Origin of the sequence: Alishewanella sp. HH-ZS, assembly GCF_001704375.1 — a bacterium.
GTDB lineage: Bacteria > Pseudomonadota > Gammaproteobacteria > Enterobacterales > Alteromonadaceae > Alishewanella > Alishewanella aestuarii.
The window spans coordinates 21,383-38,331 of the sequence record NZ_LZEJ01000011.1 but is presented as its reverse complement, the minus strand read 5'-3'; the positions used below and the strand labels follow the sequence as shown (position 1 = coordinate 38,331).

Annotated in this window: 14 protein-coding genes; 4 read left to right on the top strand and 10 right to left on the bottom strand. The window is 52.3% G+C overall.

The window, feature by feature from the left end:
- Nucleotides 1-33 precede the first annotated feature (33 nt).
- Nucleotides 34-822 (top strand): putative porin, encoded by a 789-nt coding sequence (locus A9165_RS06125; RefSeq protein ID WP_065955273.1) that lies wholly within the window; start codon nucleotides 34-36, stop codon nucleotides 820-822.
- A gap of 57 nt (nucleotides 823-879) precedes the next feature.
- Here the strand turns inward: A9165_RS06125 and A9165_RS06120 are convergent, their stop codons facing one another.
- The 9 genes from A9165_RS06120 to A9165_RS06080 all read right to left on the bottom strand — a co-directional run bounded on the left by A9165_RS06120 (nucleotide 880) and on the right by A9165_RS06080 (nucleotide 13,098).
- Nucleotides 880-2,157 carry an acetyl-CoA hydrolase/transferase family protein gene (locus tag A9165_RS06120; RefSeq protein WP_065955272.1) on the bottom strand — a complete coding sequence of 426 codons (1,278 nt, stop codon included), beginning with the start codon at nucleotides 2,155-2,157 and terminating at the stop codon, nucleotides 880-882.
- A 123-nt stretch (nucleotides 2,158-2,280) separates the two neighbouring features.
- Entirely contained in the window at nucleotides 2,281-4,368 is a 2,088-nt protein-coding gene (gene fusA / locus A9165_RS06115) for an elongation factor G (protein WP_065955271.1), read from the bottom strand.
- Between the two features lie 129 nt (nucleotides 4,369-4,497).
- Complete coding sequence (gene rimO, locus A9165_RS06110) at nucleotides 4,498-5,895, bottom strand: 30S ribosomal protein S12 methylthiotransferase RimO (RefSeq protein WP_065955270.1); 1,398 nt, start codon at nucleotides 5,893-5,895, stop codon at nucleotides 4,498-4,500.
- A gap of 97 nt (nucleotides 5,896-5,992) precedes the next feature.
- Nucleotides 5,993-6,406, bottom strand: a complete 414-nt coding sequence (locus tag A9165_RS06105) for a BLUF domain-containing protein (protein WP_008983735.1) — start codon at nucleotides 6,404-6,406, stop codon at nucleotides 5,993-5,995.
- Nucleotides 6,407-6,415: 9 nt separating this feature from the next.
- Nucleotides 6,416-7,351 (bottom strand): ribosome biogenesis GTPase YlqF, encoded by a 936-nt coding sequence (gene ylqF / locus A9165_RS06100; protein ID WP_065955269.1) that lies wholly within the window; start codon nucleotides 7,349-7,351, stop codon nucleotides 6,416-6,418.
- An 18-nt stretch (nucleotides 7,352-7,369) separates the two neighbouring features.
- Nucleotides 7,370-7,876 (bottom strand): DUF3087 family protein, encoded by a 507-nt coding sequence (locus tag A9165_RS06095; protein WP_065955268.1) that lies wholly within the window; start codon nucleotides 7,874-7,876, stop codon nucleotides 7,370-7,372.
- 12 nt (nucleotides 7,877-7,888) lie between these two features.
- Nucleotides 7,889-8,935 carry a CsiV family protein gene (locus A9165_RS06090; protein WP_065955267.1) on the bottom strand — a complete coding sequence of 349 codons (1,047 nt, stop codon included), beginning with the start codon at nucleotides 8,933-8,935 and terminating at the stop codon, nucleotides 7,889-7,891.
- On the bottom strand, nucleotides 8,935-12,411 hold the full coding sequence (mfd, locus tag A9165_RS06085; protein WP_065955266.1) for a transcription-repair coupling factor: 3,477 nt from the start codon (nucleotides 12,409-12,411) through the stop codon (nucleotides 8,935-8,937). Before mfd ends, A9165_RS06090 begins: the two co-directional genes overlap by 1 nt.
- Nucleotides 12,412-12,519: 108 nt before the next feature.
- Nucleotides 12,520-13,098 carry a PilZ domain-containing protein gene (locus A9165_RS06080; RefSeq protein WP_065955265.1) on the bottom strand — a complete coding sequence of 193 codons (579 nt, stop codon included), beginning with the start codon at nucleotides 13,096-13,098 and terminating at the stop codon, nucleotides 12,520-12,522.
- Between the two features lie 109 nt (nucleotides 13,099-13,207).
- Between A9165_RS06080 and A9165_RS06075 the strand changes: the two genes are divergently transcribed.
- From A9165_RS06075 to A9165_RS06065, 3 genes are read left to right on the top strand one after another with little or no spacing between them, the layout of a single operon-like run.
- On the top strand, nucleotides 13,208-14,407 hold the full coding sequence (locus A9165_RS06075; RefSeq protein WP_065955325.1) for a lipoprotein-releasing ABC transporter permease subunit: 1,200 nt from the start codon (nucleotides 13,208-13,210) through the stop codon (nucleotides 14,405-14,407).
- Nucleotides 14,400-15,077, top strand: a complete 678-nt coding sequence (gene lolD / locus A9165_RS06070) for a lipoprotein-releasing ABC transporter ATP-binding protein LolD (RefSeq protein ID WP_065955264.1) — start codon at nucleotides 14,400-14,402, stop codon at nucleotides 15,075-15,077. Before A9165_RS06075 ends, lolD begins: the two co-directional genes overlap by 8 nt.
- A complete protein-coding gene (locus A9165_RS06065; protein WP_065955263.1) occupies nucleotides 15,071-16,315 on the top strand; it encodes a lipoprotein-releasing ABC transporter permease subunit in 1,245 nt (414 codons plus the stop codon). The genes lolD and A9165_RS06065 overlap by 7 nt, the downstream gene beginning before the upstream one ends.
- A gap of 18 nt (nucleotides 16,316-16,333) precedes the next feature.
- Here A9165_RS06065 and A9165_RS06060 read toward each other — a convergent pair whose 3' ends face one another.
- Nucleotides 16,334-16,879, bottom strand: a complete 546-nt coding sequence (locus A9165_RS06060; protein ID WP_065955262.1) for a DUF2062 domain-containing protein — start codon at nucleotides 16,877-16,879, stop codon at nucleotides 16,334-16,336.
- Nucleotides 16,880-16,949: the final 70 nt, after the last annotated feature.

Below are 16,949 nucleotides of genomic sequence, written 5' to 3'. Positions count from 1 at the left end.
TATCAACGGAAAACTGACTAAGTGAGGTCAACTATGAAACGTACTTTAATCGCAACCGCCTTATCTCTGTGCTCTGCCGGCGTACTGGCCAATAGCTTCCAGCATCAGACTAATCTGGACTATCAGTGGGGCGATATCCTGAATGCTGATTTGCGCTCTTACAATCTGTCACACCAGTTCTATTTAAATCCGGTGCAGGCTGCCAACAATATGCCATTGGCCGAAGCCGGCTTTTTAAGCCGCAGCAGCAGCCTGCAGTTTGGTTACAGCTACAACCAGTTCGACTTCGGTAATCTGGGCAAAACCAGTTTAAGTGGTTGGAGCCTGGGTGGTGAATACCGTGATGTTAGCCATAACTTCTATGCCAGCTTATTATGGACTGAGCTAAACAATAGCGATGACCGTGTTGGTCAGGCTAGTCTGGGTTATTACCTGGATCCGAGCTGGTTGTTGAAACTGGATGTAGAACACCTGCGCCCTGATGGCGATGGCAGTGTTACCCAGTACGGTGTGAGCACCAAAAAGTTAATGACGCTGGCACATGGCGATTTTATCAGTGTTGAAGCCAGCTATATGGATCAGGCCAATAGCTCACTGGGCCGTTTCGGTGTCGCGGGTGATTACTATTTCGGTCGTAACCTGTCACTGGGACTGGCGTACGACTGGACCAGCAAGGGCGTATTTAATTCTGAGTCTGATGCCTTTACGGTTCGCGGTCAGTGGTATGCCATGCCAAATCTGGCGTTACGCGCTGGTGTAACCTTTGATAGCCTGGAAACCGGTGACGATCTGTACCACATTGGTGCCAGCTTCCGCTTCTAAGCTACTAAACCTTTGTTGCTGATGTTAGGGGCCATGCTGGCCCCTTTTTTATACCTGTTATACCGATAAGCCCCAATCATCACGGGCTTGTCGCGCCAGGGTTTCCTGAAACTGTGGCGCTGCTATTGCGATCAGCGCTTTTGCCCGTTCGGTTAAACTGCGGCCACGCAACTGGGCGATACCGTACTCCGTCACAATATAGTTGACGTGGGCACGGGTCGTCACCACACCAGCACCAGGAGCCAGCAAGGAGCTTATGCGGGAAACCTTGCCAGCAGCGGCGGTAGCGGGCAGGGCAATGATCGCCCGGCCACCTTCGGACAGACTGGCACCGCGGACAAAATCCATCTGGCCACCGACACCGGAATAAATTTTGGTACCGAGCGAATCGGCACAAACCTGACCGCTAAGATCAACCTGCAGCGCACTGTTAATCGCCACCACTTGCGGATTCTGGCGGATCACCGCGGTATCATTGGTATATTCGACATCCAGGAATACCACTTGCGGATTGTCATCGACAAAGTCATACAAGGCTTGTGAGCCCATCGCGAAGGTGGTGACAATTTTGCCGCGATGTTTCTTTTTATTTTGATTAGTAATGATGCCCCTTTCCAGCAGCGGTAACACGCCATCGGAAAACATCTCGGTATGTACACCCAGCTGCTGATGTGAGCCCAGACAGGCTAGGGTGGCATCCGGGATAGCACCGATGCCCATTTGTAAACAGTCGCCATCGCGGATCAGGCTGGCAACGTGCTGGCCAATTTGCCGGGTCACCGGATCCAATTCTGCCGGCAGATGCTGCGGCATCGGTGCACTAAATTCAACATAACGGTCTATTTGACTCAGATGAATAAAAGAATCGCCATGGGTTCTTGGCATTTGCGGATTAACCCAGGCGATCACTTTTTTTGCCATTTGTAGGGCTGCCCGGGTGGCTTCAACCGAAATGCCCAGGCTGCAGTAGCCATGTTTATCCGGCGGTGAAACCTGGATCAGCGCTGCATTCAATGGCTGCTCACCACTTCTAAACAACTTCGGGATTTCTGACAGAAATAACGGCACGTAGTCGGCCTGACCGCACTGGATAGCACTGCGGGTACTGCCACCGACAAAGAAACAACGTTGCCGCAGATGGCCCTGTAACGCCGGATCGCACAGCATATCACTGTGTTCGGTGTGTAACTGCAATAACGTTAGATTACGATAATGGGGGGCGATATTCGCCAGGCCCCGCAATAAAAACCACGGGGTGGCGGCCATCGACTGACACCAGATTTGATCGTGGTCGGTGAGAATACTTAAAGCCTGTTCGGCGGTTTCGCAGCGCATAGGGTCTCCACTGAGCGGTAAAGCTCCAGTTTAGCTGTTTTTGCGCGGCGCAAAGCTGATAACGATCAAGTCGCAGCCATAAAAAAGCCCCGCACGGGGCGGGGCTGTTTCGAAACGCTACAATTACTTGTTAGCTTTCTTTTCTTTTTCTTTGGCGATTACCACTTCAGCCACGTTGTTTGGACATGGTGAGTAGTGATCGAATTCCATTGAGAATTGGCCACGACCAGAGGTCATAGTACGCAGGTGGCTGATATAACCGAACATCTCGGCCAGTGGTACGTGCGCTTTAACGCGAACGCCCATAGCGCCTGATTCCTGGCCTAAGATCATACCACGACGACGGTTCAGGTCACCGATCACGTCACCGATGTTGTCTTCTGGTGTGAAAACGTCAACTTTCATGATTGGCTCTAACAGCTGAGGAGCGGCTTTCGGCATAGACTGACGGAAAGCGCCCTTGGCAGCGATTTCGAACGCGATAGCTGATGAGTCAACAGCGTGGAAACCACCGTCGAACAGCTCAACTTCAACGTCCAGTACCGGGAAGCCTGCCAGAGGACCGGTAGACATCATTTCTTTAAAGCCTTTCTCGATAGCCGGGAAGAATTCCTTCGGAACGCTACCACCCACTACGGTTGATTTAAAGGTGTAACCGGTATTAACTTCGCCCGGACGGATGCGGTAGTCGATCTTACCGTACTGACCAGAACCACCAGACTGCTTCTTGTGTGTGTAGCTGTCTTCGATTTCACGGGTAATGGTTTCACGGTAAGCAACCTGCGGCTGACCTACGATCAGCTCTACGCCATAGGTCCGCTTCAGGATGTCAATCTTGATATCCAGGTGCAGTTCACCCATACCTTTCAGGATAGTTTCACCTGAGTCGACATCAGTTTCAACACGGAAGGTTGGATCTTCAGATACCAGACGGCCGATAGCCACGCCCATCTTCTCGATGGCGCCTTTATCTTTTGGCTGTACTGCGATAGAGATTACCGGCTCAGGGAATACCATTGGCTCCAGCGTACATGGGTTTTTCACGTCACACAGGGTGTGACCGGTTTGTACGTTTTTCAGACCGATCAGCGCAACGATGTCACCGGCCTGAGCCGTAGTCAGGTCAGTACGGTCGTTAGCATGCATTTCAACCATCCGGCCAACGCGCTCGGTTTTGCCGGTGAACGAGTTCAGAATAGTATCGCCTTTGTTCAGTACACCAGAGTAGATACGGATAAAGGTCAGGGCGCCGAAACGGTCGTCCATGATCTTGAATGCTAACGCACGGAATGGCTCGTCAGCAGAAACGATAGCATACTGACCAGTTTCATTACCCTCTTCGTCAGTCAGCGGCTGCGGGTTAACTTCAGTCGGGGCAGGCAGGTAATCTACTACGCCGTCCAGAACCAGTTGCATACCCTTGTTTTTGAAGGCTGAACCACAGAAAGTTGGGAAGAATGCCAGTTCGCGGGTACCTTTACGGATACAACGCTTGATTTCTTCGATTGAAGGCTCTTCACCTTCCATATAAGCCATCAGCAGATCGTCGTCCATTTCCAGCGCTGTTTCAATCAGTTGCTGACGGTACATTTCAACATCATCAGCCATGTCGGCTGGGATATCAGTAACTTTGAAGTTTTCTGGCAGACCTGATTCGTCCCAAACGAAGGCTTGACGGGTTAACAAGTCAACCACACCCACGAAGGTCTCTTCGCGACCAATTGGCAGCACCATGATCAGCGGGTTAGCACCCAGTACTTTTTTAACCTGCTCAGTAACACGGATAAAGTCAGCACCGATCCGGTCTAACTTATTGACGAAAATCAGACGTGATACTTTAGCGTCGTTCGCGTAGCGCCAGTTGGTTTCTGATTGTGGTTCTACACCACCAGAGCCACAGAATACGCCGATGCCGCCGTCCAGAACTTTCAGTGAACGGTATACTTCTACGGTGAAGTCAACGTGACCCGGGGTATCGATAACGTTGAAACGGTGACCTTTCCAGTAACAGCTAACAGCAGCTGACTGGATAGTAATACCGCGCTCAGCTTCCTGTACCATGAAGTCAGTAGTCGATTCACCTTCGTGAACTTCGCCCAGCTTATGGATTTTACCGGTCAGTTTCAGGATCCGTTCGGTGGTAGTGGTTTTACCGGCATCAACGTGAGCGAAGATACCAATGTTTCTGTATAACGATAAATCAGCGGCCATAGTAGTCTCTATAAGCTTGGGTTTGAAAATAGGGCGACAATATACAGGATTTTTTTTCAGTTTGCCCGAAAAAAAATCAGTGAAATAAATGAAATTTCGATGTCATTGTCAGTTCTTTGGCTCGGCGCCTTATTCAGCGACCGTGGCCCATAAGTCATATTCATCCGCATGTTCTACCACCGCCTGCACCAGTTGACCTGGTTTTAGGCTGGTTTCACCATTCAGATAGACAGCACCATCAATCTCCGGCGCATCAGCAAAACTACGGCCAATGGCGCCTTCGTCGTCCACTTCATCAATCAGCACACTGATGGTGCGGCCGACTTTAGCTTGCAAGCGCTCAGCACTAATGGCTTGCTGTAGCTGCATAAAACGATGGTAACGCTCTTCTTTTACATCCTCTGGCACCGGATCCGGCAGCTCGTTGGCTTTGGCACCGTCGACCGGGCTGTACTTAAAGCAGCCAACCCGATCCAACTGCGCTTCTTGCAGCCAATCCAGTAACAGCTGGAAATCTTCTTCGGTTTCACCCGGGAAGCCGACAATAAAGGTGGAACGGATAGTCAGATCCGGGCAAATTTGCCGCCATTTCTTGATCCGCTCCAGTACCTTTTCCGCCTGTCCCGGCCGTTTCATCAATTTTAAAATCCGTGGGCTGGCGTGCTGGAACGGGATATCCAGATAGGGTAATACTTTACCTTGCGCCATCAAAGGAATAATGTCATCGACATGCGGATAGGGATACACATAATGCAGCCGCACCCAAATGCCCATTTCGCCCAGTGCTTCGCACAGCGATTGCATTGAGGTTTTTACCGGCTGACCATTCCAAAAGCCCGTGCGGTGTTTCACATCAACGCCATAGGCACTGGTATCTTGCGAGATAATCAACAGTTCTTTTACGCCTGCGTTTTTCAGGCGCTGCGCTTCATCCAGCACTTCACCAATCGGCCGGCTGACCAAATCACCGCGCATTGACGGAATAATGCAAAAAGTACAGCGGTGATTACAGCCTTCAGAAATTTTTAAATACGCATAATGCTTGGGCGTCAGTTTTACACCGTGGTCCGGCACCAGCATGGTAAAGGGATCATATTTCGGCTTCGGTACAAACTCATGCACCTGTTTTAACACATTCTCATAACTGTGCGGGCCGGTAATACCCAGCACATTAGGGTGCACTTCACGAACTTCATCTTCCCGGGCGCCTAAACAGCCGGTGACAATAACCTTGCCATTTTCCGCCAGCGCTTCGCCGATGGTGTCTAAGGATTCCTGCACCGCAGAGTCAATAAAACCGCAGGTGTTAACGATCACCAGCTCGGCGTCGTCGTAGCTTGGAACGATATTATAGCCTTCAGCTTTAAGTTGGGTCAGGATCCGTTCTGAGTCGACCAGGTTTTTCGGGCAACCGAGCGAAACAAAGCCTATTTTGCTGCCAGTACCATTGCTGTCTTGGGCGGCTAAGGTTTTGGCCGGGGTATCCAGGGTTGTAGTCTGGCTGGGATCGAAAGTCTGAACGCTCATAATTGCCTGTGCTGGTTAAAGGAAAAAACCGGGCGCGCATTATACCTAAAGCGCGCTAAAGATACAGTGGCTGCTGTTTAAAAAAGCAGCGTTGAGCTTAAACCGCCTGAAATAACAGGGCGATAGCCTCGGCGTGCTGTGGTGAGAAGTGTTGCTGTTGGCCGTAGAGGTTGATTACAGCCGTCAGATCGGCATCTTCATCCTGATCTAACAGTCGTTTTAATCCCATGTGCCAGTTTGGGAACTGCCGGCTGGCGATTGACCGTTCGCTGATTAATCGCACCTGCTGATGCCGCGGATCGGCGGCGATAATGGCAAAGCGTGAACGCACCAACGGCGCCGGACCTTCCAGTAATTGCATAAAATGCCGTCCGGTATGCAACAGCAGCCCGGTTAATCCTAACTGCTGGTTGTTGCGATTAGCTTGTTGATGAATAGCCGCAATATCCGATGCTGTGAGCGAGGAGGGAATATCGCTAATATACGTCAGTTGTAACAGCGGCTCGCTCATCTCAACTCCTTAACGGTAACGTTTTTGCGCTTTGCGTTTGCGCTCGGCTTCGCGTTCGGCTTTCTCTGCCGACTTTGCCGCTTCTTCGGCCTTGGCGTCGATCAGTTCCTGACTCACCATCGCCGGTGTTTCCAGAGTAATGGGGCCAAGGTTACCGGCTCGCAGCTCCGTAATCAGGATAGCACCGGCTTTTTCTAAATCGACCACGCCGCCTTTACGCATCGCACCGCGGCGCATGCCGATCGCATCCAGCAGCGCCAAATCGTTCTCTGGCTGCTCAGTCAGTCCGAACCGTGCCATTACTGCTGCCGGATAGGCTTGTAGCAGATAGTCGGCGGCAAAGAGCGCGATATCGGCATAATCAAAAACCGTGTCTTTGATGGCGCCGGTCACCGCCAGCCGGTAACCACAGGTGGTCGGGCTAAGTTTGGGCCATAAAAAGCCCGGCGTATCGGTTAAGATCACGTTATTTTCCAGCTTGATCCTTTGCTGTGCCTTGGTCACGCCGGCTTCGTTACCGGTTTTAGCGATAGTACGGCCCGCCAGGGTATTGATCAGCGTGGATTTGCCGACATTGGGGATACCCATAATCATCGCCCGGGCGGCACGCACCTCAAGATTGCGCTCCGGCAACATGCTATTGCAAAGCTCCAGCAGGGCTTTGATTTGTTCCGGTTGCTGTTGGCTGATCGGGATGGCGCGGACATTTTTTTGCTCGGCAAAATAGTCAACCCAGCGCGCGGTGAGGGCAGGATCGGCCAGGTCGGCTTTATTCAATACCTTGATACAGGGGGTATCTTTGCGCAGTTGCGGCACCAGCGGATTCTCGCTGGAAAAGGGGATCCGCGCATCCAGCATTTCGATAATAATATCGACCTGTGGCATCACCTCGGCGATTTCTTTGCGGGCCTTGTGCATATGGCCCGGAAACCAGTTAATTGACATGGGGTATCCTGTATAAGGTTAAAATTGGTCCAGCAGCTCGCGCCGGTAATCTGCTGGGTCCAGCTTAAGTCCCAGCTCGGCTATCTGCTGTTGTAATTGATTATCAGCCAGATTTAGCTCCGACATCATCAGCGTATTATCGTCGAGTTGCCAGATCAGCCTGGAGCCGGCATAGCTGTATGCCAGTATCAGCAGTGCGCTTGGGTTATGCTGTTCGGCCGCCACCTGGATTGCCCGCAGTTTGCGCTGAATTAAATTCAGTTCGTGTTTCAGATCCCAGATATAGGCGACTTCGCTAAAGTAGGGATGACGCTTTAGTTTTTTTAAAGCGCTGCCAACCAGGATACAGCCGATAACGACCCCTGCGAAGTTTAGCCAGAAATTAGAGCCGCTGCCGTCCGATAGCAGGCTGATCAACAGCGTCGAACTGGCAAGGCTGACAATCAGCAGCGCCAGTATACTTAGTACCGTAATCCGGTTCAGGCGTTTACGGTATAGCGCTTTATCAATCACTTTCAGTTGCATAATTTTCCTAGACTACTCGATGATGCTGGCATCAGAGCGTGCCGTCGCCGGATCAAAACGGCGGATCTGTAAAATAATGCCCAGTTTGGGATGATCCAGATAATGGATTTCGCCACTGATTAAGCGCCGGCTTTGTTTTACGTTAATGCTTTGCAGGCTGTTAGCCTGAGGGCGGCGCAGGTTAAAGTCGGTATTCACAAACAGATAACGATCCAGGTGTAAGCGAAACAGGCCATCCAGCTGCCAGACCTGAGACGGTAAATTAGCCGCGCTTTGCTCCAGCCGCCGCTGTTCGTCTGTGCTGCTTTCCGGCTGGGTCAGCGCCACACCGGCCGCCAGTTGTTGCCGCCGGCTGGCGATCTGGGCCAGTAAATCGGCTTCCTGCTGCTCTTCTGTGGCAAACGCCAGATTGCTGTCCACTTCACTCGGCAGCGGCTGGCCCCAGTAATCAAACTGCTGGCTAAAGTTTTTGCCGGCAAACCAGCGGCTGGGGATCGCCCGGCGCTCTGTTACCGGTGCCTGACGCCACACCGTATGCAGTAATATCTGATGCTGGCGCTGCCGTCTTAAGCGGTTAACTACCTCATTAAGCTGAAAGGCGTTTTCGTCCGCCAGATAGGGCACCGGCTGGTGCAGGCCTTCGCCAAAGACCCGTACCGGCAGTTGTTCTGGCCAGTATTGATGTGGGGTGGCTTGTTCCAGCACGGCAGCCAGCAAGGCATCAGTGTTGTCACTCGCAAGCGTTGTCTGTTCTGTCGGCTGCGGCATGCACTCTGCTGCTGGTTCAGCTTCGCCCGGGATAGCTAAGCCTGTCGCATCGACAGCGTCTGACGTTTGACATTCAGGATCTACCGGCAGCGGGATATAAAATTGATCTGTCAGTAAATCGATATGCCGCCCCAGTCTGATTGGGGTGACCTGGGTAGGGAAATGTTCTTTTAGCGCACTGTCGCCGGTGCGTTCAAAAATAATCATTTCTACCTCAAACCAGCGTTCGTTGGCTTGCAGTGTCAGGGCGTTGACGAGTAAACAACTGCCAAGTAACAGCCGAAATTTCATTAATGTCCCACCTTATGTTTGGCCAGTTCGGCCAGCATATTACTGATAAGTTGTAACCGATCTTTGTAGTCCGCTGCGGCAATAGTAAAACGCAGCTTTTGGCCCTGTTCCAGCTTAAAGATCCGCGACTGAGTCTGGATCAGCTGAATAATATAGGCCGGACTCACCAAAGTCCGCTCGGCGAATTCTAGCACACCACCCTTGGCATTGGCTTCAATCCGTTTAATGCCAAGCTCCTGTGCTAACAATTTAAACTGACTGAGTTGCACCAGGTGTTTGGCCGCGTCCGGTAATAATCCAAAGCGATCGATTAATTCAACCTGAACCTCGTCCAGTTCCTGCTCATTGCGCACGCTGGCCAGCTTTTTATAGAACGACAAGCGTAAATTGACATCTGGAATATAACTATCAGGTAATAGCGCCGGGATCTTTAAATCAATTTCTGTTTGCTGACTTAGCAGACTATCTAAACTGGGTTCACGGCCGGCTTTCAAAGCATGCACGGCTTCTTCCAGCATTTCCATGTAGAGCGTAAAGCCAACCGCTTCAATCTGACCGCTTTGCTCGTCGCCCAGCAGTTCACCAGCCCCGCGGATCTCCAAATCGTGGGTAGCCAGCGCGAAGCCGGCGCCGAGATCTTCCAGGCTGGCAATAGCCTCCAGCCGCTTTTCCGCGTCCTTGGTTAAACGCTTCGGTGGCGGCGTTAACAGATAGGCATAGGCCTGATGGTGCGAGCGACCGACCCGGCCCCGTAACTGGTGCAGTTGCGCCAGGCCAAAGTTATCGGCGCGGTTAATAATAATGGTATTGGCAGTGGGGACATCGATACCGGTTTCAATAATGGTCGAACACAGCAGCAAGTTATAACGCTGATGATAGAAATCGGCCATAATCTGCTCCAGTTCGCGTTCGCGCAGTTGGCCATGGGCAATCGCAATATTGGCTTCCGGTACCAGCTCCAGCAAATCGCTGGCCATTTTCTCAATGCTGGCGACATCGTTATGCAGAAAGTACACCTGACCGCCGCGCAGAATTTCGCGCATGATGGCTTCGCGTAACAGACCATTTTCGAACTCGCGGACAAAGGTTTTCACTGCCAGCCGCCGGGCTGGTGGTGTGGCGATAATGGAGAGATCGCGCATGCCGGACATCGACATATTCAGGGTGCGTGGAATGGGAGTGGCGGTCAATGTCAGGATATCGATATTGGCACGCAGCGCCTTGATCTTCTCTTTTTGCCGTACGCCAAAGCGGTGTTCTTCGTCGACAATCAGTAACCCCAGATCGGCAAACTTAATATCGTCCTGCAGCAATTTATGGGTACCAATCAGAATATCGACCTTGCCCTGGCTCAGGTCGTCCAGAATGACTTTTTGCGCTTTACTGCTGACAAAGCGCGACAGTACTTCAACCCGTACCGGCCAGTTAGCGAAGCGATCTTTAAAGTTTTCAAAATGCTGCTGTGCCAGCAGAGTAGTCGGCACCAGTAGCGCGACCTGTTTTCCATCGTTAACTGCCACAAAAGCGGCGCGCATCGCCACCTCGGTTTTACCAAAGCCAACATCACCGCACACCAGCCGATCCATCGGTTGCGGCTGTTGCATATCCTGCAACACGGCGCTAATGGCATCAAGCTGATCCGCGGTTTCTTCAAACGGGAAGCTGTCGGCAAAGGCGGCATACTGCTCCTGGTCCAGTTTGAACGCATAGCCCTGGTGGGCCGCACGCTGGGCGTATATATCCAGCAGCTCAGCGGCAACATCGCGCACCTTTTCTGCCGCCTTTTTGCGGGCCTTTTCCCAGGTATCGTTACCCAGCTTATGCAAGGGCGCATGCTCGGCATCACTGCCGGAATAGCGGCTCAATAAATGCAACGAGGTCACCGGCACATAGAGCTTGCTGCCACCGGCATATTCAATGGTGACAAACTCGGCGCTGATGCCGGCGGCGTCTAATACCTGTAAACCCTGATAACGGCCAATACCATGTTGTAAGTGCACCACCGGCTGACCAAGGCTCAGCTCCGCCAGATTACGGATAATGGTTTCTGAGGAAATCTGCTGGCTTTGTTTGCGTCGCCGGCGCTGGCTGATCTTCTGGCCAAACAGTTCGTTTTCGCTGATCAGTGCCAGCGGTGTGGCTAGCTGCAGCAGCGCACCTTGCTCCAGATTCCCCACCATCACGCCGAGATCATCATCAGCTTGCCAGAAGGCTGTCAGGCTGGGGTATTCGCGTAAATGCACCGCAGCTTTATGCAGCAGTTGCAGCAGACTTTCGCGCCGGCCTTCACTTTCCACCAGAAACAGGGCCCGGCCTTTTTGCTGCTTCAGGCTGAGCAAGAATGCCAGTAAAGCATCCAGTGGCTGCTTGAGCTGATGATTAATATTCAGTGCCGGTAGCTCTGCCACCGGTAAGTTGTGCATTCCGGCTTTGGCCGGCAGGCTGGCGCGGCTGAGTTTCAGTCTGGGTAGCCCTTTAAGCAGGCCAAACAGCTCATCTACCGCCAGATATAACTCCTGGGGTGGCAGAATTGGTCGCAGTAAATCGATGGCTCTGTCCTGATAGCGGCGCTTCAGTTCGCTCCAGAATTGCTGTGCGCTGTGTTCAATATCACCACAGATCAATACCCGGCTATCGGTCGGCAGATAGGCAAATAAGTTGCTGGTCGTCTCGGCAAATAACGGCAGATAATACTCGATCCCGGCTGGCAGGATGCCCTGGCTGACTTGCTGATACAGCGATTCCTTCTCGTTGCGGGCAGCAAAACGTTCGCGATAGCGCAGCCGGAAGCGCTCAATGGCTGCCTTATCGGTCGGGAACTCATGGGCTGGCAACAGCGCGATGTGCGGCACTTTGTCCAGACTGCGCTGCGTATCCGGATCGAAAGTACGGATGGCCTCGACTTCGTCATCAAAAAAATCGATCCGATAGGGGTTATGGGTACCCATCGGAAACAGGTCAAGCAGTGAGCCACGTACAGAAAACTCACCGTGCTCCATCACCTGTTCTACATGGCGGTAACCGACGGCAGCCAGCTGTTGTTTCAGTGCTGTCAGATCCGTTTGCTGTTGTTCACGGATCAAAAAACTGTGTTGCTCCAGATGCTCCCGACCGGCAATTCTCAGTAGCAATGTGCTGACCGGTACAATCACCAGCGCCTGTTTCAGGCGTGGCAACTGATACAGGGTTTCCAGCCGCTGTGAAATAATATCCTGATGCGGGGAGAACACATCATAGGGCAGGGTTTCCCAATCCGGTAAGGTCAGTAACGGACACTGACTTGGTTGCAAAAACACCGCCAGCTCCTGCTCCAGACGCAGGGCAGCAGGGGTGTCTTGCACGATAAGTAGCGTAACCCCGGGCTGTTGTTGCAATAATTCGCTGATAAAAAGAGGTAGGGCGGCGCCCGTTAACTGGCCCAGGCTTTGCGGTTCGCTGGCGTTGACCAGGGCAGGAATAGTCGAAAAAAGCTGCATCTGAAGTTTAAACCTGTTATTTCTTAAAAACGGGGCGGTCGCGGCTATTGCCAAATTACCGGCCCCGGCTTGCCGGTTGCTTGCTTACGTTAAGCGCTAGAGTTTTGTTCAACGCTCAGCGGCTTTTTGTTTCAGTTGCCGGGCTTGTTGTTGCAAACTGGCGCGCACCAGCAGTTCGCGGTCTTCTTCCCGGATCCGCATAAACACGACCTGAGTCAGATAGCCGTTTGCATCAGGTTCGCAGCTTAGCACCTGCCCATAGCAGAATACGGCACCGGCATTGTCGGACAAAAACAGTTTGACCTCCAGCACCGACAGTGGTGCCAGCGCCTCCCGAGCCAAAAAGGTCAGGCCGGCACCGCCATAGCTTAGCGTTTGGTAGCGATACTCAGCCAGGTCCTGTTGTCGCAGCACATAATGTAACAGCAGATCGAGCTTATGCGCCTGTTGTTGCAGATAGTGCGCCAGTTCTTCCGCCAGTTCACCCAGTCGCTGTAGCGAGCGCAGAGCGCTGATATTTAGCTGCCCGATATTACCGGCTAACAAAAACGGCTCCGGAATTGCCGCCTGAAATTGTGTTTCATCCGGCAGTGGACTGTGCGTCGGTTGGATATTGATGGCGATGGCGTGTTCCACTTTAAAAAACTGCGAAAAGGCCTCGCTCAATTGCTGCAATTCGGTGTCCATGGTTGTTACCTCAGGCTGCCGCTTGTTATTGTGCCGAATAGTCTCTATCATCGGCACCAGTCTGAACGCTAATTTATCATCTAACCGGCTCAAAGTCCTGAATTATCACATGCATCTGCCAGTCAGTCTCTACATAGGGCTAAGATATAGCCAAAGCCGAAAAGGCAATGCGTTTATCTCCTTTATTACTCTGTTTTCGGTTACCGGTATTTTGCTGGGGGTTATGGCCTTGACCATTGTCAGCTCGGTTATGAATGGCTTTGAAGCCGAGCTTAAAAAACGCATTCTCGGCGTTATTCCGCATATTCTGCTAAAGCCTGCCGCGCCAGATAGTGACTGGCAGCAACACTTGCAACAACAGTATCCGGTACTGGACGTCAGTCGCTTGCTACAAACCGAAGCCCTGATCCAGTCGCCGAGGCAAATGACAGCGGTAATGCTGCAAGGCGTCGATGTCAGCGCTATCCCGCAATTTTTACAACATTCTCTGCTACTGGGCGACTGGCAAAGTCTGGATCAGCAGCGTTACAGCATTATGCTGGGCCGCGAGCTGGCCAAGCAATTGGATGTGCATCTGGGGCAACAGATCCGGGTGTTATTGGCGCAAGGCGGTAGTTATACGCCCCTGGGCTGGATGCCGCGGCAACGGTTATTTACGGTAGCCGGTTATCTGGATACCGGCTCTGAGCTGGATAGTGTGATAGCGATTACGGCACTGGATGATCTGAGTCGGCTTCTGCCGGCCGAGCAGCGCGAGGTCAGTTGGCGGGTTAGCTTAGAGGAGCCTTTCCAGGCCCCGGTGCTGGCAGCGCAATTACAACAACAGGGACACTTTAGCCTGGTGCAGGACTGGCGCCAGAGTCATGGCAAATTGTTTGCTGCGGTAGCGATGGAAAAAGCCATGATGTCGCTGATGCTGCTGCTGATTGTTGCAGTAGCGGCTTTTAATATCGTGTCGGCGCTGGTGATGATGGTTACCGAAAAGCAAGCGGAAGTGGCGATCCTGAAAACCCAGGGCATGACCGATCGGGCATTGTTTACCGTCTTTGCCGTGCAAGGCTTCTTGAATGGTTTGCTCGGTGCTCTGCTTGGCGTGGTGCTTGGCGTGCTGATCAGCTGGCAGCTTAATCCGTTACTGGCGTTATTTTCATTACAGGTTGCCGGTGGGATCGAGCTACCGGTAGTGATGAAGCTATCGCAAATCCTCAGTATTTTTGCCAGTGCGCTGGGCCTGACGTTGCTGGCAGTGCTGTATCCGGCCTGGCGGGCCGTTAAACTTAATCCGGCGGAAATTTTACGAGATGAATAAGGTGTTACAGGCCAGCGGGATCAGCAAAAGCTACCGTGATGGCAAGAATATAACCCAGGTGTTACATCAGGTCGATTTGGCTGTACCTGTGGGTAAGATGGTGGCGATTGTCGGTAGCTCAGGCTCAGGTAAAAGTACCCTGTTACATATTCTCGGTACCCTGGATCAGGCCGATAGCGGGCAACTGACCATTGCCGGTCAGGATGTCAGCCGCTTATCGGCTAATGCCAAAGCCCGGCTCAGAAATGAAAAGCTGGGTTTTATCTACCAGTTTCATCATCTGTTGATGGACTTTACGGCGCTGGAAAATGTGGCGATGCCGCTGCGGATCCGCGGCACTGCTGCGGCCCAGGCAGAGCAACAGGCTGCTACGTTATTACAGCGGGTAGGGCTTGGGCATCGGATGCAACACAAGCCTTCTGAGCTCAGTGGTGGCGAGCGGCAACGGGTGGCGATAGCCAGGGCGCTGGTTAATCAGCCGGCATTAGTGCTGGCGGATGAGCCGACCGGTAATCTCGATCAACAGGCTGCCGAGTCGATCTATCAGTTATTGCGCAGCCTGAATCAGGATTTAAAAACCAGCTTTATTGTGGTGACACACGACCGACAGCTGGCCTCAAGGCTTGACCAGCAATATCAAATGCACGACGGACATCTGCAACCATGTTAAGCCGCGCTCTTGTCTGGCAACTGGCCCGCCGTTACCGCTCAACCCGCCATACCAGTGGTTTTATCCGTTTTATTTCGGCGTCATCGACCCTGGGTATAGCACTGGGGGTGGCGATTCTGATCCTGGCATTATCCGTGATGAATGGTTTTGAGCAGGCATTGAAGCAACGTTTACTGGCGGTGATCCCGCATGTTGAGCTGGAGGCGGTGTCGAATCAACTGGATAACTGGCCCGATAAACTGCCTGCGTTAGCATCGGTACCGGGCGTGGTGGCAGCAGCACCCTATATTAAAGCCAACGGTATGCTGCGTAAGGGTAATCAGATTAAGGCGGCACAGTTCCGTGGTATTGAGCTGGCGCTGGAGCAGCAAATCAGTGATTTTGCCGATTACCTGCAAAGTGGCAGCCTGCAAAGTCTGAACGATGAACAGCTGGTACTGGGCAGCGGTATAGCTGAACTGCTGCAATTAGAGGTCGGAGATAGCGTGCAGCTGATGTTGCCGCGTTTTACCGAGGATGGCCGGCTGGCCAGCTATTCCAATCGCCTGTTAACCGTTAGTGGTATTGTGCATATGGGCGGGCAGTTGGATCAGAGTCAGGTCTGGTTGTCGTTAACGGCGTTAAACAAATTTCTGGAAATGCCACCCGGCGCGGTACAGGGCTTTGCCTTCCGGCTGGACGATATTTTTGCCGCCCAGCAAATGGCCAGAACTCTGGGCCAGGTCTCAGAAGACTATGTCTATCTGCTCGATTGGTTCCGTACCCAGGGCCATGTTTACAACGATATCCAACTGGTACGCGGTATTTTGTATCTGGTGCTAACCCTGGTTATCGCAGTCGCTTGTTTTAATATAGTCGCAACGCTAGTGATGGCCGTGCGGGAAAAGGAATCAGATATTGCGATCTTACTGACCATGGGCATGCAGCCTGCCAGGATAATTAAAGTATTTGTGCTGCTAGGCTCTTTAAATGGCGTGGTCGGCACTCTGAGCGGCGCGCTCTGTGGTGTACTGCTGGCGCTGAATATCGAACAGATTTTTTACTGGGTCACTCAGGCGCTGGGCCGCTCTTTGCTCGATCCCAGCATCTACTTTATCGATTTTATTCCGTCGCTGCTGCAGTGGCAGGATGTCGCAGTAACAGTGGCGCTGGCGCTGGCGCTGAGTACCCTGGCGACGCTTTATCCGGCTTACCGCGCCAGTTTGGTTAATCCGGCGCGGGTGCTGGGGCAGCGTTAATATCGGTAAGATAATCCTCTAGGGGGTATCTTCAGGGGGTTGCTGTTTATTGCGCCGTAGTAATAAACGGCTGAGTTTTTCTTTGCGGATTGAAAAACGCCACAGCCAGTCAATGGCAAAATAGCCGACGATGCTGGCGGTAATGCCCATCAGCAGACAGCCAGTCATAAGTGGCTTACCGATCGTTTGCATGCTGTGCCACAGCCAGGCAAAGTTGGCTTCAAAGGCAAAGGGTTCGGCCGGCGCCGCCAATACCACAGTGCCAACCAGATAACACAGGTACAGCATAACCGGCATCGTCAAAGGGTTAGAAACCCAGACCAGCGCCACCGACAGTGGCAAATTAACCCGTAACGGCACCGCCATCACCGCCGAAAATACCATCTGAAATGGCAGTGGCATCCAGGCCCAGAATAAACCCACAGCAAAGGCGCCGCGCGCTGAACGGCGGTTCAGATGCCAGAGGTTGCCATCATGCAGCATGGTCCCGAACAGATTCAGGATTTTCATCTGCTTGATTTTTTCCGGCGATGGTAAATATTTCTTAATAGTTTTCTTTGGCATTACAATTCATTTACATAAAGTAAAAATGCACAGGCTCTATTATGGTGTGCTGGCTGGTTGTCTATTGTCG

What these genes read in the sequence shown, in the direction of transcription:
- A9165_RS06125 (WP_065955273.1), top strand. Translation starts at nt 34, where the DNA reads ATGAAACGTACTTTAATCGCAACCGCCTTATCTCTGTGCTCTGCCGGC.
- A9165_RS06120 (WP_065955272.1), bottom strand. Translation starts at nt 2,157, where the DNA reads ATGCGCTGCGAAACCGCCGAACAGGCTTTAAGTATTCTCACCGACCAC.
- fusA (WP_065955271.1), bottom strand. Translation starts at nt 4,368, where the DNA reads ATGGCCGCTGATTTATCGTTATACAGAAACATTGGTATCTTCGCTCAC.
- rimO (WP_065955270.1), bottom strand. Translation starts at nt 5,895, where the DNA reads ATGAGCGTTCAGACTTTCGATCCCAGCCAGACTACAACCCTGGATACC.
- A9165_RS06105 (WP_008983735.1), bottom strand. Translation starts at nt 6,406, where the DNA reads ATGAGCGAGCCGCTGTTACAACTGACGTATATTAGCGATATTCCCTCC.
- ylqF (WP_065955269.1), bottom strand. Translation starts at nt 7,351, where the DNA reads ATGTCAATTAACTGGTTTCCGGGCCATATGCACAAGGCCCGCAAAGAA.
- A9165_RS06095 (WP_065955268.1), bottom strand. Translation starts at nt 7,876, where the DNA reads ATGCAACTGAAAGTGATTGATAAAGCGCTATACCGTAAACGCCTGAAC.
- A9165_RS06090 (WP_065955267.1), bottom strand. Translation starts at nt 8,935, where the DNA reads ATGAAATTTCGGCTGTTACTTGGCAGTTGTTTACTCGTCAACGCCCTG.
- mfd (WP_065955266.1), bottom strand. Translation starts at nt 12,411, where the DNA reads ATGCAGCTTTTTTCGACTATTCCTGCCCTGGTCAACGCCAGCGAACCG.
- A9165_RS06080 (WP_065955265.1), bottom strand. Translation starts at nt 13,098, where the DNA reads ATGGACACCGAATTGCAGCAATTGAGCGAGGCCTTTTCGCAGTTTTTT.
- A9165_RS06075 (WP_065955325.1), top strand. Translation starts at nt 13,208, where the DNA reads ATGCATCTGCCAGTCAGTCTCTACATAGGGCTAAGATATAGCCAAAGC.
- lolD (WP_065955264.1), top strand. Translation starts at nt 14,400, where the DNA reads ATGAATAAGGTGTTACAGGCCAGCGGGATCAGCAAAAGCTACCGTGAT.
- A9165_RS06065 (WP_065955263.1), top strand. Translation starts at nt 15,071, where the DNA reads ATGTTAAGCCGCGCTCTTGTCTGGCAACTGGCCCGCCGTTACCGCTCA.
- A9165_RS06060 (WP_065955262.1), bottom strand. Translation starts at nt 16,879, where the DNA reads ATGCCAAAGAAAACTATTAAGAAATATTTACCATCGCCGGAAAAAATC.